Annotated in this window: 16 protein-coding genes; 12 read left to right on the plus strand and 4 right to left on the minus strand. The window is 61.9% G+C overall.

Going from position 1 to position 21,839, the window contains the following annotated elements; genetic code table 11:
- Positions 1–244: 244 nt before the first annotated feature.
- The 9 genes from AC6CDK_RS08335 (at position 245) to AC6CDK_RS08375 (ending at position 11,800) form a co-directional block, all read left to right on the plus strand.
- Positions 245–1,318, plus strand: a complete 1,074-nt coding sequence (locus AC6CDK_RS08335; protein ID WP_192905489.1) for an HlyD family secretion protein — start codon at positions 245–247, stop codon at positions 1,316–1,318.
- Entirely contained in the window at positions 1,315–4,107 is a 2,793-nt protein-coding gene (gene rbbA / locus AC6CDK_RS08340) for a ribosome-associated ATPase/putative transporter RbbA (protein ID WP_192905490.1), read from the plus strand. Before AC6CDK_RS08335 ends, rbbA begins: the two co-directional genes overlap by 4 nt.
- A gap of 2 nt (positions 4,108–4,109) precedes the next feature.
- Positions 4,110–5,231, plus strand: a complete 1,122-nt coding sequence (locus AC6CDK_RS08345) for an ABC transporter permease (protein WP_039643256.1) — start codon at positions 4,110–4,112, stop codon at positions 5,229–5,231.
- A gap of 223 nt (positions 5,232–5,454) precedes the next feature.
- Positions 5,455–6,030, plus strand: coding sequence for a CoA transferase (locus AC6CDK_RS08350; RefSeq protein WP_192905491.1), 576 nt, complete (start codon positions 5,455–5,457; stop codon positions 6,028–6,030).
- Positions 6,031–6,035: 5 nt separating this feature from the next.
- A complete protein-coding gene (locus AC6CDK_RS08355) occupies positions 6,036–6,983 on the plus strand; it encodes an alpha/beta hydrolase (protein ID WP_226048355.1) in 948 nt (315 codons plus the stop codon).
- 200 nt (positions 6,984–7,183) lie between these two features.
- Positions 7,184–8,161: a zinc-binding dehydrogenase gene (locus tag AC6CDK_RS08360; protein ID WP_192905493.1), complete on the plus strand. Its 978-nt coding sequence runs from the start codon at positions 7,184–7,186 to the stop codon at positions 8,159–8,161.
- Positions 8,162–8,364: 203 nt separating this feature from the next.
- The gene (locus AC6CDK_RS08365; protein WP_192905494.1) at positions 8,365–9,273 is read left to right on the plus strand and encodes a putative 2-dehydropantoate 2-reductase; all 909 of its coding nucleotides are present in this window, start codon (positions 8,365–8,367) and stop codon (positions 9,271–9,273) included.
- Between the two features lie 74 nt (positions 9,274–9,347).
- Positions 9,348–10,229, plus strand: a complete 882-nt coding sequence (locus AC6CDK_RS08370) for a DUF362 domain-containing protein (protein WP_192905495.1) — start codon at positions 9,348–9,350, stop codon at positions 10,227–10,229.
- 14 nt (positions 10,230–10,243) lie between these two features.
- Positions 10,244–11,800: a 4Fe-4S binding protein gene (locus AC6CDK_RS08375; RefSeq protein WP_192905496.1), complete on the plus strand. Its 1,557-nt coding sequence runs from the start codon at positions 10,244–10,246 to the stop codon at positions 11,798–11,800.
- Between the two features lie 11 nt (positions 11,801–11,811).
- Here AC6CDK_RS08375 and AC6CDK_RS08380 read toward each other — a convergent pair whose 3' ends face one another.
- The 3 genes from AC6CDK_RS08380 to AC6CDK_RS08390 form a co-directional block, all read right to left on the minus strand.
- Entirely contained in the window at positions 11,812–12,273 is a 462-nt protein-coding gene (locus tag AC6CDK_RS08380) for a DUF2127 domain-containing protein (protein ID WP_039643261.1), read from the minus strand.
- Positions 12,274–12,295: 22 nt separating this feature from the next.
- The gene (locus AC6CDK_RS08385; protein ID WP_039643262.1) at positions 12,296–12,733 is read right to left on the minus strand and encodes a DMT family transporter; all 438 of its coding nucleotides are present in this window, start codon (positions 12,731–12,733) and stop codon (positions 12,296–12,298) included.
- A 129-nt stretch (positions 12,734–12,862) separates the two neighbouring features.
- Complete coding sequence (locus AC6CDK_RS08390; protein WP_226048356.1) at positions 12,863–13,396, minus strand: Hsp20/alpha crystallin family protein; 534 nt, start codon at positions 13,394–13,396, stop codon at positions 12,863–12,865.
- 258 nt (positions 13,397–13,654) lie between these two features.
- Here AC6CDK_RS08390 and AC6CDK_RS08395 point away from each other — a divergent pair, with 258 nt between their 5' ends.
- The 3 genes from AC6CDK_RS08395 (at position 13,655) to AC6CDK_RS08405 (ending at position 17,674) form a co-directional block, all read left to right on the plus strand.
- Complete coding sequence (locus tag AC6CDK_RS08395) at positions 13,655–14,563, plus strand: DMT family transporter (protein ID WP_039643264.1); 909 nt, start codon at positions 13,655–13,657, stop codon at positions 14,561–14,563.
- 48 nt (positions 14,564–14,611) lie between these two features.
- Positions 14,612–15,511: a DMT family transporter gene (locus tag AC6CDK_RS08400; RefSeq protein ID WP_039643265.1), complete on the plus strand. Its 900-nt coding sequence runs from the start codon at positions 14,612–14,614 to the stop codon at positions 15,509–15,511.
- Between the two features lie 96 nt (positions 15,512–15,607).
- Positions 15,608–17,674, plus strand: a complete 2,067-nt coding sequence (locus AC6CDK_RS08405) for a C1 family peptidase (RefSeq protein ID WP_039643266.1) — start codon at positions 15,608–15,610, stop codon at positions 17,672–17,674.
- Positions 17,675–17,774: 100 nt separating this feature from the next.
- On the opposite strand, the gene AC6CDK_RS08410 is transcribed toward AC6CDK_RS08405, so the two are convergent.
- Positions 17,775–21,551, minus strand: a complete 3,777-nt coding sequence (locus AC6CDK_RS08410; RefSeq protein WP_192905497.1) for a hypothetical protein — start codon at positions 21,549–21,551, stop codon at positions 17,775–17,777.
- Positions 21,552–21,839 lie beyond the last annotated feature (288 nt).

Here is a 21,839-nt window from a genome sequence, read left to right on the forward strand (position 1 = left end):
GTGGCCGATGCTGTGGGGAAGTGACCGAGGCGATCGGAGAGGCCATGTACTACCTGAAATGTGAAAGGAGATGCCGTGAAACCAGTCAGGATAGCTCTCTATGTATTTATTGCGCTGCTCGCCGTGATGGCGGCCCTGTATGTGTTAACCAGAGAGCCGCACCCCAATTGGCCCATCAACCTGATTTACCTTCTGCTCAGGCACTGAGCCTCCCGGCTTCCTGGAGCAGAGAAAGGAGTTTCTCATGGCCGGTCAATGGAGAAGATTGCTGATTCGGATCGCCGTGGTGCTGGCGCTGGCGGCCCTGGGTTTTGCCGCGTGGCAGAAATTCGGCGGGAGCAACAGGGACAAGGGGCTGGTCGGCGGCAACGGCCGCATCGAGGCGGTGGAGATAGATGTGGCCGCCAAGGCTGCCGGCCGGGTCAGGGAGATACTGGTGCGCGAGGGGGATTTCGTCACCGCCGGCCAGGTGGTGGCGGTTATGGACACGGAAGTCCTTGAAGCCCAGCTCCGCGAGGCCGAGGCATATTATCGCCAGACGCAGACCGCCATCGCCACGGAGCGCAGCCAACTGGCCCAGAGGGAAAGCGAGAAGGCGGCGACTGTGGCGGTGGTCGGGCAGCGGGAGGCCGAGCTCGTCAATGCCCGCAAACGGTGGGAACGTTCCGCTGAGCTTGCAGCAAAAGGAGCCATGTCCCAGCAGGAAACCGATGATGACTATACGGGATTCCAAAGCGCCGCAGCCGCCGTAAGTTCGGCCCGGGCCCAGGTTGCCGCCGCCGAGGCTGCCATTGCAACGGCCCGCACCCGGGTGGTGGGGGCGGGGTCCATGGTCGACGCCGCCCGGGCCACCATTGAGCGGATCCAGGCGGATATCAGGGACAGCGCCCTCAAGGCCCCCCGTGATGGCCGGGTCCAGTACAAGGTCGCCCAGGTGGGCGAGGTGGTCGGCGCCGGCGGACGGGTTCTCAGTCTTGTCGATCTGAGCGACGTTTACATGACGTTTTTCCTGCCCACTGCTGCGGCAGGCAAGGTTGCGCTCGGAACCGAGGTGCGGCTGGTACTGGATGCCGCTCCCCGGTACGTGATTCCCGCCAGGGTGTCGTTTGTTTCCGACGTGGCCCAGTTCACCCCCAAGACCGTGGAAACGGCCAGTGAACGGGAGAAGCTGATGTTCCGCGTCCGGGCCCAGATCCCTGTGGAGCTCCTCAAAAAGCACATCACCCGGGTTAAGACCGGCCTCCCCGGCATGGCCTACGTGCGGCTCGACACCGCTACCCCGTGGCCGGAACGCCTGACAACGGGACTCGTACAATGAACGCGCGGGAACCGGCAGCCGCCGAGCAGCCCCCCGTGGTCCGGCTGAAGGGGGTCGGTCTCCGTTACGGCAAGACCCCGGCGCTTGAGAATATCTCCCTTGATCTCCCCGCCGGCTGCATGGTCGGATTCATCGGCCCCGACGGGGTGGGTAAATCGAGCCTCTTCTCGCTCATCGCCGGTTCCCGGGCGGTCCAGTCCGGTGCCGTGGAGGTGCTCGGGGGGAGCATGGCCGACCGTGGCCACCGGCGCACAGTCTGCCCCCGGGTGGCCTTCATGCCCCAGGGGCTCGGCAGGAATCTCTATCCCACCCTGTCGGTCTTCGAGAATGCCGATTTCTTCGCCCGCCTTTTCGGCCACGGCCGCCGGGAGCGGGAGCGCCGCATCCTTGAGCTGTTGCGGGCAACGGGCCTTGAGCCTTTTTCCGATCGGCCGGCGGGCAAACTGTCCGGTGGCATGAAGCAGAAGCTGGGTCTGTGCTGCGCCCTGATTCACGACCCTGATCTTCTGGTCCTGGACGAGCCCACCACCGGCGTCGACCCCCTGTCGCGCCGCCAATTCTGGGAGCTCATCGACCGCATCCGCGCCAAACGGCCAGGGATGAGCGTGCTGGTGGCCACCGCCTACATGGAAGAAGCGGCACGTTTCGACTGGCTGGTGGCCATGAACGGGGGGCGAGTCCTGGCCACGGGCTCTCCGGCCGAACTTCTGGCCCAAACCGGCACTGCCGCCCTGGAAGAGGCGTTCATCGCCCTTCTTCCCCCATCCCAGCGGGAAGGTCATCGGCCGGTAGAGGTTTTTCCCCGGGAAACCGACGTTTCCGCCGAGGCAGCCATCGAGGCCCATGGCCTTACCATGCGCTTTGGCGAGTTCACGGCCGTCGACCACGTGAGCTTCCGCATCGGGCGGGGGGAGATCTTCGGCTTCCTGGGCTCCAACGGCTGCGGCAAAACGACCACCATGAAGATGCTGACCGGCCTCCTGCCGGCCAGCGAAGGGGAGGCGTGGCTCTTCGGCCGTCCCGTGGACTCCCAGGACATCGATACCCGCCGCCGGGTCGGCTACATGACCCAGTCTTTCTCCCTTTACGGCGAACTGACGGTGCGGCAGAACCTGGTGCTCCACGCCCGTCTCTTCAGGCTGCCGGAAAAGGGGATCCCGGCCCGGGTGAAGGAGATGGCGGAGCGATTCGGTTTGGTGGAGGTGATGGAGAGCCTCCCCGATGCCCTGCCCCTGGGGCAGCGCCAGCGGCTTTCCCTGGCGGTGGCCATGATCCACGGCCCGGAGATGCTGATTCTGGACGAGCCCACCTCGGGGGTCGATCCGGTGGCCCGCGATGCGTTCTGGCATATCATGCTCGACCTGGCGCGCCGGGACGGGGTCACCATCTTCATCTCAACCCACTTCATGAACGAGGCCGAGCGTTGCGACCGCATCTCGTTGATGCACGCGGGGCGGGTGCTGGTGAGCGACACCCCGGCTGCCCTGATCGAAAGACGGGGGGCAGCGAGCCTGGAAGAGGCCTTCATCGGCTACCTTGAGGAGGCGGCCACGGACTCCGATGCCATGGCGCCGCCTCTGCAAGAGCACGCCCTTTCCCCTCAACCGCGCGCTCCCTCTGACCTCGGTCCGGCCAGGGAGGGAGGACCCGAAGGGGGCGGCTTCTTCAGCCTGCGCCGCCTGTTCAGCTACACCCGGCGCGAGGCATTGGAACTGCGCCGGGATCCGATCCGCCTGACCCTGGCGCTCCTGGGGAGCGTTATCCTCATGCTCGTCATAGGATACGGCATCAACCTGGACGTGGAGAATCTTTCCTTCGCGGTCCTCGACCGGGACCAGACCACCCTCAGCCGCGATTACGCCCTTAATCTCGCCGGTTCCCGTTACTTCAACGAACGTCCTCCCATCATCGACTATGGCGACCTGGACCGGCGCATGCGGGCCGGCGAGATCAGCCTGGCCATCGAGATCCCCCCCGGCTTCGGCCGTGACCTGCGCAGGGGGGCTCCGGTGACGGTGGGGGCCTGGATCGACGGCGCCATGCCCACCCGTGCCGAGACGGTGCGCGGCTACGTGCAGGGGATGCATGCGCAGTGGCTGTCGGTCCTGGCCCGGGAGCATGCCACGGCTCTCTCCGGGACCGGGGCTGCCACCATTGAGACGCGCTTCCGCTACAACCCCGACGTGAAAAGCCTGCCGGCCATGGTGCCGGCGGTCATTCCGCTGCTGCTCATGATGATTCCGGCCATGCTGACCGCTCTGTCCGTGGTGCGGGAAAAGGAGCTGGGCTCCATCGTCAATCTCTACGTCACTCCGGTCACCCGGCTGGAATTCCTCCTCGGCAAGCAGGGTCCATACGTGGCACTGGCCATGCTCAACTTTCTCCTCCTCACCGCCCTGGCCGTCTTCGTGTTCCAGGTTCCCCTGAAGGGGAGCTTCCCAACCCTTGCCACGGCCGCGTTCCTCTACGTAACCGCCGCCACCGCCCTGGGACTGGTGATCTCCACCTTCATGCGGAGCCAGATCGCGGCCCTCTTCGGAACGGCGCTCCTGACCCTCCTGCCTGCGGTCCAGTTCTCCGGCATGATCGACCCGGTTTCCTCCCTCGAAGGGGCAGGGGCCATGATCGGCAGGGCGTACCCCACCACCCATTTCCTGACCATCGCCCGGGGCACCTTTTCAAAAGGGCTCGATTTCCATGACCTCCACTCCTCATTCCTTTCCCTGGCACTGGCCGTCCCCATCCTGACCGGCCTCGGGGGAGCATTGCTCAGGAAACAGGAGCACTGACCATGCGGCCTGCAAACATTCTCCATCTCGGCATCAAAGAGCTCCGCAGCCTGCTGCGGGATCCCATCATGCTCGTCCTGATCGTCTATGCCTTTACCTTTGCCATCTACTCCGGTGCCACGGCCATGCCCGAAACCCTCCACAACGCTCCCATCGCCATTGTGGACGAGGACCACTCCCAACTCTCGCGACGCATCGTCGATGCGTTCTATCCCCCCCAGTTCGTCCCGCCTGTCCTCATCGGCCGAGCCGAGATGGACGCCCGGATGGATGCCGGTATCGATACCTTTGCCGTTGATATTCCACCGGATTTCCAGCGCGACGTGCTGGCCGGCCGCTCCCCCGCGATCCAACTCAACGTGGATGCCACCCGCATGAGCCAGGCCTTTACCGGCAGCGGCCACATTCAGACCATTGTCAACGGCGAGATCGCGAGTTTCCTCCAAAGATACCGCTCGAACCATGCCCCTGCGGTGGATCTGGCACTGCGGGCGCGGTTCAACCCGGAGTTGAACAAATCGTGGTTCGGGGGGGTCATGAAGGTCATCGACAACGTGACCATGCTTTCGATAATTCTCACCGGGGCGGCGCTCCTCCGCGAGCGGGAGCACGGCACGGTCGAGCACCTCCTGGCCATGCCGGTAACTCCCTTCGAGATCATGACGGGCAAGGTGTGGGCCATGGCCCTGGTGGTACTCGCCGCAACGGCCTGTTCACTCCTGTTCGTGGTCCAGGGGCTCCTGAAGGTTCCTGTCGAGGGCTCCATCCTCCTGTTCCTGGCCGGTACGGCCCTGCACCTGTTCGCCACCACTTCCCTGGGGATTTTCCTCGGCACCCTGGCCCGCTCCATGCCCCAGTTCGGGCTCCTGGTGATGCTGATCCTGCTGCCGCTGCAGATCCTTTCGGGTGGGACGACCCCCCGGGAGAGCATGCCCGGCTTTGTTCAGGCCGTGATGCTGGCAGCCCCCAATACCCATTTCGTCATGCTTGCCCAGGCAATCCTCTACCGGGGTGCCGGGATTTCCGTGGTCTGGCCCCAGTTCGTCTCCCTTGCCCTGATTGGCGCGGTGCTGTTTGCCGTGTCTCTGGCACGCTTCCGCAAGACCATCGGGACGATGGCGTAAGCCTGCCGGGCGCGCCAAGCTGCACGATATGATGTACCATCGAATCATATGTGATGCCGATCCCGGGTGGCTGGCGTCCTGGGGAAAGCAACCGGCACATCCACGGATCCCGCCTTGAACGCCGCTACCAGGATGGCCCGTGCGGCAGAGCCGGCGACCCGCCGCACGGGCAGGGCCGTGGCTGCTGCGGCCCTTTCCGCGCCTCTGCTACGGAGTTGTTTCCATGGCGGCGTTTATGTGGCACTCTACCCGATGCCTGACGAGTAAGAAAAAAGGACTTTCACCTAAGTCTTTGGTGGCAAAGCGCCCAGGATTGGTCATATTGGACTACCGTGCATGGGGGCTTGAGGGCGATTGGCGTCACTGGGGAGGGTTTGATCAACTGGCATCATCTGCAACGGGTATGGCAATTAAGGAGTGCGGAAAAGATCATCCGAAACTGCCACCTTCCTATTTATTGAACGATTCTCTGGCGGCCGTATTGGGTACAGCAGGCGTAATGGAGGCGTTGCGCAGAAGAACGATTGATGGCGGCAGCTATCATGTGCATGTCGATCTGGCAAGGATATCCATGTGGACACAGGATATTGGCCTTTATTCTGAGAGTGATATACAGGGCTTACCTTTGCCTCCCAAATCAGTTGATGCTTCTGAGCTTGGGCATCTTGACAGTGATTTTGGCAAAACGGTTTATTTTTCCACCCCCATTCGCTATTCTGCTTTCAAACCAAATCTGAAATATGGGGCTACGCCATTAGGGAAAGAAAACATCGAAACTTGGATTAGGGAAAATTCTTGAAGATCATGAAAAAGCGATTCCCCGTACTGGCTGTTGCCATCTCAATGGCAATGGCTTCCCACGTGTTGGCACAGACTGATGCGCCAACTCAAAAAGAGAAACACATGATAGAAGCTTACGACACATTGAACTATATTGGCTTAGACAAAGCCAAAAGTGAAACAGATTCCTTCAAGAAAAAAAGTAAGGTTATCTATGATAACTATCTGTTGAAAAAAAATATTCCGTATGGACTTGGCGTTAGAGAAACATTTGATCATTTTCATAATCCAAAATTCAGTGAAGCAGATACTCAAGGTTTTTTTATTTTCATTCATGGCGGCTACTGGCAAGGGGAAGTCAAAGATTCTTATGCTTTTGTCGGCGAAAAATTGCTTGAGCAGAATATTGACCTGATCTTGATTGAATATGACCTGACCAAAGAAAATACAGTGGATGGTAAAACCATTCCACGCGTTGGCATGACTGCTCTGGTCAACGAAGTTGGCAGGGCATTGGATGCTGTACAAAAATATTTGCAGACTAACGCTGCATCTGAAAAACCTGTCTATTTGGCTGGGCACTCTGCAGGGGGGCATCTTGCGGCAGTCTGGAAAGACCATCCTGTGGTCAATAAGGCAGTTTTCCCTATCAGCGGTCTGTTTGATCTGGCACCTATTGCTCCGACGAAGAAAATTGGCACGGCCTTGCAGTTGAATGCGAACGAAATCATCAATTTAAGCCCTGTCAATAATATTCACACTGCAAACGCTGCCTCGTTGCCGCTTTATCTCTATTACGGCGGTAATGAGCAGCCTGAGCTTAAAGAGCAATCTCAGCATTACAGTGCCAGGCTGCAGGACTGCCACCACAAAGTTTCCATGAAAGAGATTCCGGGTGTCAATCATTTTGAGATTCTCAATGCACTTTTTGCGGACCCAGACAGTGATCTATTACGACGCATCGCAAAGTGATGAAGTGGGCAGAGAAAAATAAAGTCCGATAATATTCTCGTAATTTATTGACCCTGCCTGGTAGATTTAGAGTGTAGCTAGATCATTAAGGCGTCACGATAAGCAGCAGACGCATATTTTCCCGATCCAAATCAATAAAGACATGTTGACCGCTATGCCCAAAAAGACTTTGCTCGAAACAATTTGAGGAGATATTTCTTATGCATGCATCTGTATACCATCAATTCGGTGAGCCTTCTCAGGTTATTAACGTGGAAGAGGCTTCGCTCCCTGTTCCGGATTTTAATCAGGTTCGAGTCAAAACAATTATGTCTCCTATCCACAACCACGATATATGGACAATACGTGGAACTTATGGATACAAGCCAAATTTACCCGCGATTGGGGGGAGTGAGGCGCTGGGTATCGTTGATGCTGTTGGGGAGGGCGTGCAGAATCTGAAGCCAGGCCAGCGTGTAGTAGGTTCTCCAATAATGGGCGTGTGGGCGGAGTATTTCCTGGCTCCGGAGGATATATTGACGGTTGTTCCCGACTCTATTGATGATGAAGTCGGGGCACAGCTGAGTTCCATGCCATTTAGTGCGCTCATGTTACTCGAGTTTTTGGATGCTAAACCAGGACAATGGATCATTCAAAATGCAGCGGGAGGGGCTATTGGAAAAGCCTTATCCGCTCTTGCAAAAGAACATGGAGTCAAAACCATCAGTCTTGTACGCAGTGAAGCATCTGAAAAAGAACTGAAGGCACTCGGAATTGAAAATGTAGTTTCTACTTCCAATCAGAACTGGCCACAATACGTACGTGATTTGACAGGCAAAACCTCCATTAGCTATGCGATTGATTCAATTGGTGGAGCAGCCAGTCAGGCATTGCTCTCTGTATTGGGAGAAAACGGTTTGCTGATTTCCTTTGGATCGATGTCTGGGGAGCCGATGCACATCCCTGCTGGGGATATTGCTTTCAAGCAGATTACAGTAAAGGGTTTTTGGCAAAAGAAAATCAATCAGTCTATGGTCAGAGATAAAAGAGAACATATGATGAAGGAACTAATTAGTTTGGCAGAGGAACAGAAATTGAGGTTACCAGTAGAAGCTATCTATCCAATGACAGAAGTAAAAACAGCTATAGCAGCAAGCCTTCAGTCAGCACGCAAGGGGAAAATTCTGCTTCGCCCGTGAATTAATGTCAATTTGAGCTACACCCTAACCTGATGTCAGGATCGATGATCTCGCAATGTCAGAATGTCTTTCTATGCGGTTATTGAATTCGTTTGGGAATGTTGGAAAAAATCGTTCAATATTGGAATTTCCCAGTAGATTACTGGCCATCTGCGGACCATTGGCCGCCGTGCCCGACAAACCCGTTCCCTGGAGTCGTTCTGATGAAAATAACCATTGTCGGCGCCGGAGCCCTGGGGCTCTACTACGGCGCGCTGCTGCAGCGGGCGGGGGAAGACGTGCATTTCCTTCTCCGCCGCGATTTCGAGGCAATCGTTCGCAACGGCCTCAACGTATTCTCCACTGACGGTGATTTTGCCCTCCCCCGCGTGAAAGGATACCGGACTCCTGATGAGATCGGCCCCGCAGACCTGGTTCTGGTGGGACTCAAGACCTTTGCCAACGACCGGTATGAGGAGTTGATCCGTCCCCTCGTGGGGGCGGAAACCCGGATCCTGACCCTTCAGAACGGGTTGGGGAACGAAGAGGCACTGGCCGCCCTGTTCGGCCCTGAGCGGGTCATCGGCGGGGTGGCCTTTCTCTGTTCCAACCGGGGTGAGCCGGGAGAGGTGCACCACCTTGGTGCGGGCCGGATTACCCTGGGCGACTTTCTTCCCCGCGACCGGGAATGGACCGAGGCGCTGGCCGCCCTGTTCGTGCGGGCAGGAGTGGAGTGCCGTGCAACCGGCGACCTGAAGCGGGCCCGCTGGGAGAAGCTGGTCTGGAACATTCCGTTCAACGGCCTGTGCGCCCTGCTGCAGCAGCCGGTCAACTTGCTCCTGGCGCGGGATGCGAGCCGCACCCTAGTGCGGGAGATCATGCATGAGGTGATCGCCGCGGCCAATGCCCAGGGGTTGACCGTGCCCATAGCCCCGGCATACGCGGACAGCATGCTGGAATTCACCGACAGGATGGGCGAATACAAACCCTCCATGCAGATCGACCGGGAAGAGGGGAGGCCCCTGGAGATCGGGGCCATCTTCCGGACGCCCCTTGCCTACGGCAGCCAACGGGGCATCGCCATGCCCCGGGTGGAGATGCTGGCAACGCTGCTGGAGCAGTCTGCCGGCTAGTTTTTCCTGGAGCGCTGCCGTCTCTATGGTATCCTTGGAAAGCGTGAATTCTATGTCAAGCCGGGGAGGAAACCATGGAACGACGCACGTTTCTGAAGCTCGTGGGACTGTCGTCCCTCTTTGCCGAAGGGGCATTCCGGCGGCTGTTCGCGGCGCCGCAGCCGACGGTGGCGGTGGCGCGGGGAAAGGACTATGCCCGCACGACCCGGAGCGCCCTTGCGCTTCTGGGCGGTATGAAGCGGTTCGTGAAACCGGGGGATGTGGTGGTCCTGAAGCCCAACATGGGGTGGGACCGGACCCCTGCCCAGGCAGCCAATACCCACCCGCTGGTGGTGCGCGCCCTGGCCGAGGAGGCCCTGGCCGCCGGAGCGAAGCGGGTCAAGGTCTTTGACCGGACCTGCAACGACGAGCGCCGCTGCTATGTCCAGAGCGGCATCAGCGATGCCCTCAAGGGGATGAAGGGGGTGGAGCTGAAAATCATCGAAAACGAGCGGTTCCGGCGGGTCCCCATCAAGGGGGCCGTGCTCCCGGCGTGGGAACTTTACGACGAAGCGCTCTCGGCCGATGTCTTCATCAACGTGCCGGTGGCCAAGCACCACGGCCTGTCCCGCCTGACCCTGGGGCTCAAGAACGTGATGGGGGTCATGGGGGGAAACCGGGGAAGCATTCATCGCCACCTGGATGATGCCCTGGCCGACATCAACAGCGTGCTCAAAAGCCACCTGACGGTCATCGACGCCACCCGCATCCTGACCGATCACGGACCCCAGGGGGGGAGCCCGGCCGACGTGAAGGTGATGGATACGGTCATCGCCTCCACGGACATCGTGGCCGCCGATGCCTACGCCACCACCCTGTTCGGTCTCAAGCCCGAGGATATTCCGGTCACCGTGGCGGCCCACAAGCGGGGGCTCGGCGAGATGAACCTGAAGCGGGTCCGCATCGTCACGGCCTGAGACATGAGACTCCCATGAAACGGATCACCTCGGCGCGGATCAGCCAGCTCCTGTTTCTGCTCCTCTTCCTGGTCCTCTTCGTCAACACCGAATACCGGGGCAGGGACGAGATCAATGGGGCGGTGAACGCCTTGTTCCGGGCTGACCCGTTGGTGGCGGCAACGTATCTCCTGGCGGCAAAGACATTCACTTGGCTGCTGCTTCCGGCGGTGCTGCTCCTGGTTGCCACGGCGCTTCTGGGGCGCTTTTTCTGCGGCTGGGTCTGTCCCCTCGGCACCATCCTCGATCTCCTCGGCAGCCGGTTCCGCCGGCGGGGCGCGCCCTCCCTCCTCACGGGAAATGCCAAATACTGGGTGTTCCTTCCCCTGCTCGGCGCGGCCCTGGCCGGCATCAACCTGGCCGGGTTGCTGGATCCTCTGGCCATCCTCGTGCGGGGTCTCGCATTCTCCCTCCATCCCCTCCTGGGCGATACGACCCGCGGCGCCTGGGTCGGGCTCTACCGGGTGCTGGGGGAAGGGCGAGACCTGCTGGCTCCGGGCTATGCCCTGATCCGCGATCATGTCCTGCCGTTCCGGGAGGCCGCCTATCCCCTGGCCTTCCTTTCCGCCCTCATCCTGGCGGGAGTGATCGGGCTGGAAGCATTCGAGTCCCGCTGCTGGTGCCGCCGTCTCTGCCCCTTGGGCACCCTTCTGGGGCTTAGCGCCCGCTTTTCTCCGTTCAACCGCAGCCCCGAAAAGCTCTGCGCTGATTGCCGCGCCTGCAGCGGGCTCTGTCCCACCTCCTTCGACCGGGAGATCCTCCAGAAGGAAGAGTGCATCCTCTGCATGGAGTGCGCGGTGCGGTGCCCCTCGGCCCGGGTCCGCTTCCTGCCCGGTTCGCCCCTGGCCGGGGAGGGGCCGCTTCTGCCGCAGCGCAGGGTTCTGCTGGGAGGCGTTGTCGGCGGGCTCCTGGCGGCCAGGTTTTTCCGTTTCCGCGATCCCGCGGCACAGGCGCGCATGCTCCGTCCGCCGGGGGTGCGGGACGAGGGGGCATTCCTCGCCGCGTGCGTCCGGTGCGGGGAGTGCATGAAGGTCTGCCTGCGGAGCGCCCTCTATCCGGCGGCACTGCAGGCCGGGGTGGAGGGGGTCTACACGCCGGTACTGATCCCCAGGCTCGGCTACTGCGAATACAACTGCACCCTCTGCGGGCAGGTCTGCCCCACCGGCGCCATCCCGAACCTGCCGGTGCCGGCCAAGAAGCGCGAAGTCATCGGCAAGGCCGTGTTCGACCGCAACCATTGCCTCCCCTTTGCCAAGAAGGTCAACTGCATCGTGTGCGAGGAGCACTGTCCCATTCCCGCCAAGGCGATCCGCTCGCGCCGGGTTCTGGACACGGACGACCAGGGGCGGCAGGTGGAACTGCTGGTTCCCTACGTGGTGGATGACCTGTGCAACGGCTGCGGGATCTGCGAGAACGTCTGTCCGGTGGAGGGGAAGGCCGGAATAGATGTCTTTGCGGTGAAAGACCGGACGCCGCTCAGGGACGTTCAAGGGCCGGCACCGGTGCGGGAGGGTGGCGACCCCTACGGCTAGCGTACCATGCGTTACCTGCGTGCCCGGATTCGCGCCCGCACCAGCACGGCCACCACGATGAGGTTCACGAGGAAGGTGCCGATTTTGACGGCAGAGATGGAGACAACGAGTTCATAGACTTCGAGGGGAAGGTAGATGCCGCCCGAAACGATGCCGAGCCATTCGGCCCAGGGCCGGGCCCGCCAGAGCCCCCAGGCCTCGGTGAAGCGCAGACTGGCATAGCCGAAGGCACCCAGCGCCAGCAGCCGCAGCCGCCCGTCGCTGGCCGCGTCCGCCGCTTCCAGGAAGATGCGCGGGATCCGGCTTGCCGGGTTCAGGTGGAAAAGGGAGACGATCTCCTCGGCCAGGGCCTGGACATCGTGGTGGATCAGGGCGAGCAGACCCAGGCCCGCGGCAATGACAAGGGCTCCCTTGGCCCCCTCGAAGAGGGCGACGGTGCGGATGCCGGCAATGTCGCGGCTGTTCGGTTCCATGGCAGGGACTCCCCGGCCGGGTTTAGCGCCGGAACACCAGCGCCGCGCCGATCAGCAGGAGCACCACGCCGATGCCCCGCTTCAGGTCGAAGGGGGCTCCCTGGTAGCCGAAGAGCCGGTAGTGGTCAAGCAGCAGGCCGGTGGCCAACTGGGCGGCGATGGTGGCCGCCATGGCCGCGGCCGTGCCGATGCGGGGGACCGCGAAAATGATCAGGGTGACGTAGAAGGCTCCGCACAGCCCGCCGGTCAGCTCCCACCAGTTGGCCGAGGCAACGCCGCGCAGGCTCCCCTTTCCCACCATGGTGCTCACGACCAGGAGCGCCAGGGCCCCCACCGCGAAGGAAACGGTGGAGCTCTCGATCACGCCCGTCTTCTGGGCCAGCCGGGCGTTGATGGATGGCTGGACGGCGATGAACACGCCGCCGCACATCATGAGGAGAAAAAGGACGAGGTTCGACATGGATTCCTCCGGGGCGCTGATGGGGTGCGGAGGCATTGTACGGTCACGGGGCGGGGATGGCAAGGAAAGAGACGCGAAAAGGGGAAGCTTCGGGCTTCCCCTTTGTGCTGCGGTGGTGATGCCGGGTGGTCATTCCACGGTGATCTGCCGGACGGTGCTTTCGGTCTTCGGGATGCGGACATCCAGAATTCCGTCCCTGAAACTGGCCCTGATGTGCTCGGTATCGAGGCCATCGGGCAGTCTCAGTGTCCGCGTGAAGGAGCCGTGGTGCCGTTCGAGCCGCAGGTAGTTGCTCCGCTCGACCGTTTCCCCGGACCTCTTTTCGCCCGAAATGATCAGGTTGCCATCCACTATCCGCAGGTTCAGATCATCCCGTGGAATGCCCGGCAGTTCGGCTTTCACCACCAGGTGTTCCCCTTCTTCGAACATGTCCACGGCGGGCATCAGTTCGCCGCTATTCCCCAGGTCGTTGATCAGGTTGCGGAAGGGAACCCAGTTCATGCCGAAGAAGGGGCGGTTCAGGGATTCCTCGAACCACCGCTCCATTTCGCGGAACGGGTTCGTTACGGTTGAGGCCACGGGCATGCTCTCGCGGGGAGCTGCCATCGACATGTTTCTGCCCGTTGAGGAGCCGCTTCTGGTCGATCTTTTCACCGTCTGCATCCTGTCCGTATCACTTCTGTGAACGGTCTTGAGTTCAGTCTGGCGTCTCATGACTCAACACCCCTTTCATGGAGATCAGTGTCTTTGATTCTATTTTATTTAATTGAAATCGAATGTCAATGGCAAAATATAAAGGCAGGGTGAAGAGCCGTGGAGCCCTGTGCTCAAAATTGAGGACAGAACCGCCGCATTCGTGTACTATGCGGCATTTGCGGCCGGCCCCGCGACAGGGGGCGGCCGGGAAAGGAACAGGAACGCATGGCGTTCGAATCGTCGCACACTGCCCGGCAGGACCGCGCCAGGCACGCTCTCGCCGGCCCCCGCCTGGCCGGGGCGGCCTTTGTGGCGGCATCGGCCGTCGGGTTCGGCGCCCTGGGCATCTTCGGCAAGGTGGCGTTTGCCTCGGGCGCCTCCACCGCCGTGGTTCTCTTCCTGCGGTTCCTGGTGGCGGGGGTGCTCATGGCGGCCCTGATGCCCGTCCTGCGCCTGTCCTGGCCCCGGGGCCGCGATTTTTGGATACTGGTCGGCATGGGCGCCATCGGCTACGTGGGCCAGGCTTTCTGTTATTTCACGTCCCTGCGCCATGCATCCGCCGGGCTCACGGCGCTCCTGCTCTACCTCTACCCGGCCCTGGTGACCCTGGCCTCGGCGGCCCTGGGCCGCCAGCGGCTGACGCCCCTCAAGGTTGCGGCCGTGGCGGCCTCCCTCGTCGGCATCCTGCTGACCGTGGCCGACGGCCTGACCGGCAGCCTGTCCGGGATAGTGTTCGGCGCCGGCGCGGCAGTCATCTATACGGGCTACATCCTCGTGGGGGAGCAGGTGTCCCGCCGCACCGGCGCCATTCCGGCGGCAACCGTCATCATGCTTGCGGCGGCCACGGTCTACGGCTGTGCCGTGATCTGGCAGGGGCCCCACTGGCCCACGGGGCTGGCCGGCTGGGGAGCCGTGGCCGGAATAGCCCTTTTTTCCACCGTGGTGGCCATGGTCGGCTTCTTCGCCGGCATGCAGCGCCTGGGGGCCGCCGACGCGGCGACCCTCTCAACGCTTGAGCCGGTGGTGACCCTGGTCCTGGCGGCGCTGATCCTGGGCGAATCCCTGGGGGGCGTGCAACTGGCGGGTGCCGCCCTGGTGCTGGGCGCCGTGGTGGCCCTGGCCAGGGCAAAGTGACGCGGCACAGAGGTATGGCAGCAGACGGGAACAACAGGGAGGCATGGCATGGGCGGTAGCGGCATGGCACAAGCGGGCAGGGGAGGGGCGTGGTTCATCCTGGGGGCGGCGGTCCTGTGGGGGACCACCGGCACATCCCAGGCCCTCGCTCCGGTGGGGGCCAATCCCATGACCATCGGCGCCCTCCGGCTGGCGGTGGGGGGACTGGCACTCCTGCTCCTGGCCGTGGCCCGGGGCGGGTTCACGAAGGGCATGCGCTGGCCCCTCATCCCCACGCTCTGCGCGGGGGGCTGCATCGCGTCCTACCAGTTGACCTTTTTCGCGGCGGTCAAGACGACAGGGGTGGCGGTGGGTACCATGGTGGGCATCGGCAGCTCGCCGGTCATGGCCGGGATTCTGGCATTCCTGGTGCTCGGCGAGCGGCCTGGGCGGCGCTGGGCCGGTGCCACCGCGCTTGCCGTGGCCGGCTGTTCCCTGCTCCTGGCCACCGGCGGAGAGGTGAGCGTCAATCCGCTGGGCATTGTCCTGGCCCTGGGCGCGGGGCTCTCCTATGCGGCCTATACCCTGGCGATCAAAGCGCTTCTGGCCGGCCGCTCCCCGGACGCGGTCATCGCCGTGGCGTTCTGTCTCGGGGCGCTGTTCCTGGCGCCGCTTCTGGTGGGGGCCGACCTCTCCTGGCTCCCTTCGGTGCGCGGCGCCGTGGTGGTCCTTCACCTGGGGCTCATTGCCACGGCCCTTTCCTACCGCCTTTTCGCCCGGGGACTCCAAACCGTGCCGGTGGCAAGCGCCGTGACCCTCTCCCTGGCCGAACCGCTCACCGCCACCATCCTCGGCGTGACCGTGGTGGGCGAGCGTCTTACCCTTACCTCGCTCGGTGGCATCCTGCTCATTTTCGGCGGTCTCGCGCTGCTGGCCGTGGGTCCCCGGAACCGGCCCGGCCGCCCGTAAAAACAGCTCGTCCTCCTTGTCACGCTGGAAAAGTGTGGCAGACTTTCATCAGTCAAATAAGGGTGTTCCATTCCCGCCGGTGACAAGGAGGCCGCCATGCCCACGCGAGAAATCCAGGGAAGGATTTTCGACGCCCGCCCCGACCGTGTCGACTACCGTGACCGCCGCTACGCTCCGCCGCTGGTAAGTCTTCCCCCCCAGTACCCCGATCCGTCGTTCATCACCACCTTTCTGGCCGACTACACCAAGATCCACAAGCTGGTCCTCGACCAGGGGGCCGAAGGGGCCTGCACCGGTTTCGGCCTGGCCGCGGTCATCAACTACCTCAACTGGCGCAAGCACCTTGAAGAGGTGAAACAGCGCGGCCGCAAGGGGGGAAAGGTCCCCCGGGTGAGCCCGCGGATGCTCTACCACATGGCCCGGATCTATGACGAGTGGCCCGGCGAGGATTACGAGGGCTCCAGTTGCCGTGGGGCCATGAAGGGGTGGCACCGCCACGGGGTCTGCACCGACCCGCTCTGGCCCTACAGGCAGAAGTTCGTGCCTCCCAAGGAGGGGTGGCAGCAGGACGCGGCCCAGAGGCCCCTGGGCGCCTATTACCGGGTTGACAAGGACTCGGTCTCCGATCTGCAGGCGGCCATCAACGAGGTGGGGGCCGTCTACGTGTCGGCGGCGGTCCACAGGGGGTGGTTCCTGGATGCTTCCGCCACCCTGCCGGTGATCCGGACGCAACCCGGCGAGACCGGCGGCCACGCCTTCGCCCTGGTGGGCTACACCCCGGAGGGGTTCATCGTGCAGAATTCCTGGGGAGCCGACTGGGGCTACCTGGGGTTCGCCATCATGACCTACGAGGACTGGATCCAGCATGGCTCCGACGCCTGGGTGGCGGTCCTGGGCGCCCCCATGCTCGTGAGCGGCGAGGGGCGCACCAAGAGCAGCATGACCCTCCAGGAGGTGGTCAACGGCAAGGCGGCCTGGTACTGGAGTTCGGGCAGCACCTCAAAGCCCTTCACCTACGCGAATCCGGCGGTTGAACCCCTGAGCGAATCCCGGGCCTATGAGCATACCGTCGTGCTCGGCAATGACGGTTGCCCCATCAACCGGTTCCTTGACGTGGCCGATGCCGTCGGCGCCGTGAAGGAGGCCGCCTACCGCCTGCCGCTGGCCTGGCTGTCGGGCAGGAGCGCGCCGAAGCTGGCCATTTATGCCCACGGAGGGCTCAACGACGAGGAGGCTTCCCTCAAGCGGATCAGGGTCATGGCCCCCTATTTCCTGGCCAACGACATCTACCCCCTGTTCGTGACCTGGAAGACCGGCTTCGGCGAGAGCATTGCCGGCATGCTCGAAGATGCGGTGGGGAAATTCTTCAAGCCCTCGGCGCAGGACCCGTCGCGGGGGTGGTGGGACGATATCAAGAACCGGCTGGAGGAGGCCCGGGACCGCTCGGTGGAGGTGGCCAGCGAGAACCTGCTCGTGAAGCCGGTCTGGATGCAGATGAAGCAGAATGCAGCGGCCGCGGCGGACCAGGAGGCGGGGCTCACGCTTCTGGCGGGTCACCTGGCCGAGCTCAAGAAACAGATTCCCTCTGTGGAGATCCATCTCGTTGGGCATTCGGCCGGCTCCATCCTCCACGGGCATCTTCTGGACCGGATGGGGCAGAAAAAGATCCCCGCGGCCAGCATTTCCCTCTACGCCCCGGCCTGCACTGTGGGCTTCGCCCTGGCCCACTACGTGCCGGCAGTCAACCGGGGGCTGGTGGATCGGAACCGCCTCTTTTTCGACATCCTGAGCGACGAGCGGGAGCGCGCCGACACCGTGGGCCCCTATGGCAAATCGCTCCTCTACCTGGTGAGCCGGGCCCTGGAGGACTATCACAAGATGCCGATCCTCGGCATGGAGGGGGCGTGGCGCCCGGTGCCCGGCCAGTCCGACCTCTGGAATCAGCGCGCAGCCGGCGAGGTGGACGCGTGGCGGAATTTCATGGGGGGAATGGGGCCCGTGCGGGTCCACGACAAGACGCGGGAAAAGGTCTCGGACGGCCAGGGGCTGATACCCCTTGCCCACGGCTCCTTCGACAATGATGTGGCGGTGGTGACCGCCACCCTGGAGCGGATCCGGGGCGCGGCCCTGGCTGCGCGGGTGGAAAGCCTGCGCGGGTTCTGAGGACGCACCGCACCCCGATGGCAGGGCCCCGCCGGCAACAGTCCGGCGGGGCCCTGTGTCATTCATTCGCCCGGTTTGCGCCGATTCCGGCGGTTTCCGCCTACCGCACGTACCAGAAGCGCCCCCGGGAGGTGCGGGAGATCCTTACCTGCCCAGCAGAATCCATGGAAACCTCTTCCGCAACCGAGGATTTTTCCTCATGCCTGATGTTTTCGGCATAGATGCTCCCCACGATCAGCAGGTCGTAGGAAACGAGGTAGCCATCGGTGCCTTTCCGCTCGATCCTCAAGCCGCTCATGGTGAGCTGAATCTGGTCGAAGACGCTGAACATGTTGCGGAAGTGGTCCTGCAGGTCGGCCAGGGTGGTTCCGTCGCCGGCGGACCAGTCGTCGTCGAGGCAGCCCATGAGCCCTGAATCGTTCTTGCTTTCGTAGGCTGCCTTGAAGGTGCCGTAGAAAGCCTCGATCCGTTCCGTGTCCCGCTGCCGGGGATCGATGGTCATCCCCTGCAATGAAGCAAGTTTTCCCTCGTGGGCGGCCAGTTGTCCGGTGAAAGTCGAATCCTGGGCGAAGGTGTCTCCGTCGTAGCGGCTCCGCAGGTCCCAGTACCGGGAGCTGATCCCGTCGTAGTCGGCTTGTTCCACTGTCTTTTGCGCCAGGTACCGCTCGGTGTCGGCGGCAATGGCATCAAACGTCTTCCGGAATTCCGCAAGACGCTCCCGGCCGCTAGCGACCTGGGTTTCCGCCAGGGACTCCTGCTCGATGAGGCGGCCTTTGCCGATGATCAGCTCCTGCACCATGATGCGCAGTGCCGCAAATTCCTTTCCCAGCTCGAAGTCGAAATGCTGCAGCCCGGCATTTTCCTTGAACCGCCCGATCGTGTGCTGAATTTCTTCGGAACGGCGTGCCTTCCTGTCGGTGGGGAGGGGGGGAAACTCGATGGTGAAGGGAAGCAGTTTCTCCACCAACTCCAGTTGCTTCCGATAGTCGCCGGAATCGGGTTTCAGCGGTTCCAGTATCCGGCGCGCCGTTGCCAGGTCGCTCTTCCAGACCGGGGTGTTGCCGATCAGGAAGTTGTCTTCCTTTGCGGGGAGATAAAAGCCCTTGCTGGTGAAGAGGGTTGCCAGCATGGCCTTGGTGGCGGGCATGGAATCCTGGATGAACCGGTGGACCTTGAGCCTTTTTAGATTCTCCTCGGCCTTGGCGAGTTTCGGTTCCCTGGCGAGTTCGTCGGCCAGGGCGAAGTGCGGGTATGGGGTGTTGACGATGGCGTGGCCGGTGACGCGGTCGGGGTAGAGATCGCCGCGGGGGACGTAGTGGCCGGACTGGCTGTCCTGCACGATGACGCTGTCCCGCAACTGTTTCTCGTACCAGGCGGTGAATTCCTGCTCCAGTTCCGTGAGATGGTCGATGTCCCGCTGGCGGTTGGCGAGATCCTGCTCTATTTCCGCAATCAGTTTTCGTCCCCTGGCCTCCATGGCTGCCGGATTCATCCCTTGCAGCCCCTTGATGGAGTCCAGGTGCCTGCGGTAGTCGATTTTCCCCCAGGCGGGGTTGACAACGGAGGGGAACTTGATGTTCTCCACTTCCCTGGTGGTCCACGATTCGCCATCCCAGTTTTTTTCGGTTGTGGTGTAGGTCAGGCTCCGGGGAGGATTCGCCTTGGGATCGGTCCTCCCGGCGAAGGAGGCATCTTCGGCGGCCTGTTCCGACGGATATGCGGCCAGGTCGTTGTAGAGGGCCACGGTCTGGTCGTCAAGGGGCTTGAATCCGTCGGCACGTTTTTGCGCGTTCCGGATCCTCTCCGCCAGGACCGCAAAGGCGTTGATCCCGCTGATATGGCCGTTCAGGAGGTCGATGGGGGCCGCGATCCGGTCACGGCGCTTCCGGATCTGCCAGGCAACGGTGTTGATGGCGACGTCGGCATCATCTATTTTGCCGATGGTGGCATGACGGTTGTCCCGCAGGTATGCCTCGGCTTCGTCGATGGTCGCACCGGGCTCGAAGTCCGCCAGTGAAAAATTATCGAGGATTCTGTTCCGGTAGCTGGCGCCCGGCGACAGGGCGAGGACGTGATCGGCGATCTGGCCCTTGATGGCGCGGATTGCGGCGATGTTTTCGGTTACGGCTGTCCGGATCCGTTTGGTTTCAGTGGCGAAGTATTCAAAGACCTGGGACAGTTCCTGATGGTCCCTGCTGTACGCAAGGGAGGCGGTTCCGAAGGCGATGGTGAAGGCGTCCTCCGCCTTGGCGGCGGCATTGCGCCAGTAGGTGTCCCGCTCCCTGGTGGCATCATGAAGAACCATCTCCCGGATTCCGGGGTTCTGGTCTCCCCTACGCAGATAGCGCTGGTACATCGGTGTTTCCGTCACTGGAGGGGAGTCCCCCTGCGTAATGGCGGCAAAATCCTTGTTGAATGTTGCCTGAACCTTTTCGAAGAGCTTTCCCTGTTCAACCTGCCAGGCAACTATCCTGAGTTCCGCCTCTTCCATATTGTTTTCAGCCAGAAGCGAGCTGATCTCGCTGGGTTCCAGGGGGCGGTAGTCGTCCAGAAAGCTGATCGCATCATCCACAACCGGTTTGAACCGCTTATCCAGCGACGCCTCGTAGGCCCGGTAGTCGTCCCCCGCTCCCTCGGCAAGCGTCAGAGCTTCTTCCGTCGCGGTTTCGCGCTGGACGGACATTTCCCTGTCAATGGCGTCGATCCGCTGCATGACGGCCAAGTGGAGCGCCTCGAATTCCTTCTGAAGCGTAAAATCATTGATGATTAGGCAGAAAACCGCATGGCGGCTAGCCTCGCTCATCACCTGGTGGAGGCCGTTGCGGGCGGCCATCCGCTCGTTGAACTGGGACGGCCTGAGGGGGGCATACTGGGCTTCGAGCCTGGTTCTCTTCTCCGCAAGCTCCTTCAGCGTGGCAGGGAAGCCCGCTGCCTGCTTGCGCAGGGCCGCCTGATTTGCGTAGTAGGCAAAGACCTGATCCACGTTGGCAAAGGCCTTTCCCACTTGGTCGGTGAACGCCTTGAACTTCTCCTGCTCCTGGTGGAGTCGGGTGGCGACCCATTCCTTTTTTACCTGCTCGTTCAGATCTTTCAGCAACTGCATGGTCCAGCGGCGCGAGGAGTTTTCGAATTCCTGCAGCAGCCGCACTTCATGCTCGTTTTTCTCCTCGTCCAGGGTGCCCCGGAGCCAGGCCAGGGCGCTGTCGGATGCGGGGAGTTCCGGGAATTCTTCCCCCAGCTTGTTTTTCACGTAGGTCTTGACCAGCCCCCGCGTGCTTTCGTCGGTGATCAGGTATTTGTTGAAAAAATAGGTGACCGTATCGGCGTCGACACTGAAGAGCTTGGGCCCGTCGCTGCCGGCAGTGCCCCGCAGCCGACGGTCGTAGTTGACGATGCCGTAGAGCGTTTCGATTTCCAGGGCGGCCCGGCTGTCCTGGACGAGCCTGTGGGACTGGTAGGCCAGCTTGACCGCCTCCCAGAGGCCGTTTACCATCGGATGGTTCACCATCCCCACCATGACGTCTACGCTCCCCATGAGGGCTTCATCGTAGACCCCCTCGCCCAGTTTGGCGGAAACTTCGGCGACCTTATCCAGCACCAGCTTGATTTTGAGAACATCGTCCTTCAGTTTCGGAAAGGCGTCGGGGTCGCCATTGAGCAGAACCTCTTCCCCCTTTCCCATGATGTCCCAGACCACATCGAAGGTGGCGAGCTTTTCCGCCGCCTGCCTTGCATCCATCATTTCCATGGAGTAGGTGGCCATGTTCATGCCATAGGTGGCGGCCTTGGAGAAATCCTCGCTCTTGGTCAGGAGCGAACCGCCCCAGGCGTCGGCGTGGCAGAGCAGGAAGATGAGAGTAGTCAGACAGCGTTTCATGGGATGTCCCTTGACCCCGGTTGCCCTGGGAGCTCCGGGAATGCGGCAATGGCCGGACCGGGAATCCCCCGCGCCGGCCATTGCCATGGTACTGGTGTCCACAGGCCGTTGTCAGAAGTTGGGCAAACCGTTGGGTTGGTATTTGTAGCGGTAGTTCGAACGGGTTATGGCATCACCGAAATCCTGATAGCTCACAATTTCCAGCAGGGCGTATTTCCCGTCCAAAAGCCTGAAGGCGTATACGGAGCCGACTTCCATATCGGCACGGATCGTGTCCTCCCATGTACG

It is taken from the genome of Geobacter sp. PheSNFMC (genome assembly GCF_059620965.1).

Excerpts from the sequence above, each read along its gene's own strand:
- AC6CDK_RS08385 (WP_039643262.1), bottom strand. The coding sequence starts at position 12,733 with ATGTCGAACCTCGTCCTTTTTCTCCTCATGATGTGCGGCGGCGTGTTC.
- AC6CDK_RS08395 (WP_039643264.1), top strand. The coding sequence starts at position 13,655 with ATGGCGTTCGAATCGTCGCACACTGCCCGGCAGGACCGCGCCAGGCAC.
- AC6CDK_RS08355 (WP_226048355.1), top strand. The coding sequence starts at position 6,036 with ATGAAAAAGCGATTCCCCGTACTGGCTGTTGCCATCTCAATGGCAATG.
- AC6CDK_RS08350 (WP_192905491.1), top strand. The coding sequence starts at position 5,455 with ATGGCGGCGTTTATGTGGCACTCTACCCGATGCCTGACGAGTAAGAAA.
- AC6CDK_RS08410 (WP_192905497.1), bottom strand. The coding sequence starts at position 21,551 with ATGAAACGCTGTCTGACTACTCTCATCTTCCTGCTCTGCCACGCCGAC.
- AC6CDK_RS08380 (WP_039643261.1), bottom strand. The coding sequence starts at position 12,273 with ATGGAACCGAACAGCCGCGACATTGCCGGCATCCGCACCGTCGCCCTC.
- AC6CDK_RS08345 (WP_039643256.1), top strand. The coding sequence starts at position 4,110 with ATGCGGCCTGCAAACATTCTCCATCTCGGCATCAAAGAGCTCCGCAGC.
- AC6CDK_RS08370 (WP_192905495.1), top strand. The coding sequence starts at position 9,348 with ATGGAACGACGCACGTTTCTGAAGCTCGTGGGACTGTCGTCCCTCTTT.
- AC6CDK_RS08405 (WP_039643266.1), top strand. The coding sequence starts at position 15,608 with ATGCCCACGCGAGAAATCCAGGGAAGGATTTTCGACGCCCGCCCCGAC.
- AC6CDK_RS08360 (WP_192905493.1), top strand. The coding sequence starts at position 7,184 with ATGCATGCATCTGTATACCATCAATTCGGTGAGCCTTCTCAGGTTATT.
- AC6CDK_RS08400 (WP_039643265.1), top strand. The coding sequence starts at position 14,612 with ATGGGCGGTAGCGGCATGGCACAAGCGGGCAGGGGAGGGGCGTGGTTC.
- AC6CDK_RS08375 (WP_192905496.1), top strand. The coding sequence starts at position 10,244 with ATGAAACGGATCACCTCGGCGCGGATCAGCCAGCTCCTGTTTCTGCTC.
- AC6CDK_RS08365 (WP_192905494.1), top strand. The coding sequence starts at position 8,365 with ATGAAAATAACCATTGTCGGCGCCGGAGCCCTGGGGCTCTACTACGGC.
- AC6CDK_RS08335 (WP_192905489.1), top strand. The coding sequence starts at position 245 with ATGGCCGGTCAATGGAGAAGATTGCTGATTCGGATCGCCGTGGTGCTG.
- rbbA (WP_192905490.1), top strand. The coding sequence starts at position 1,315 with ATGAACGCGCGGGAACCGGCAGCCGCCGAGCAGCCCCCCGTGGTCCGG.
- AC6CDK_RS08390 (WP_226048356.1), bottom strand. The coding sequence starts at position 13,396 with ATGCAGACGGTGAAAAGATCGACCAGAAGCGGCTCCTCAACGGGCAGA.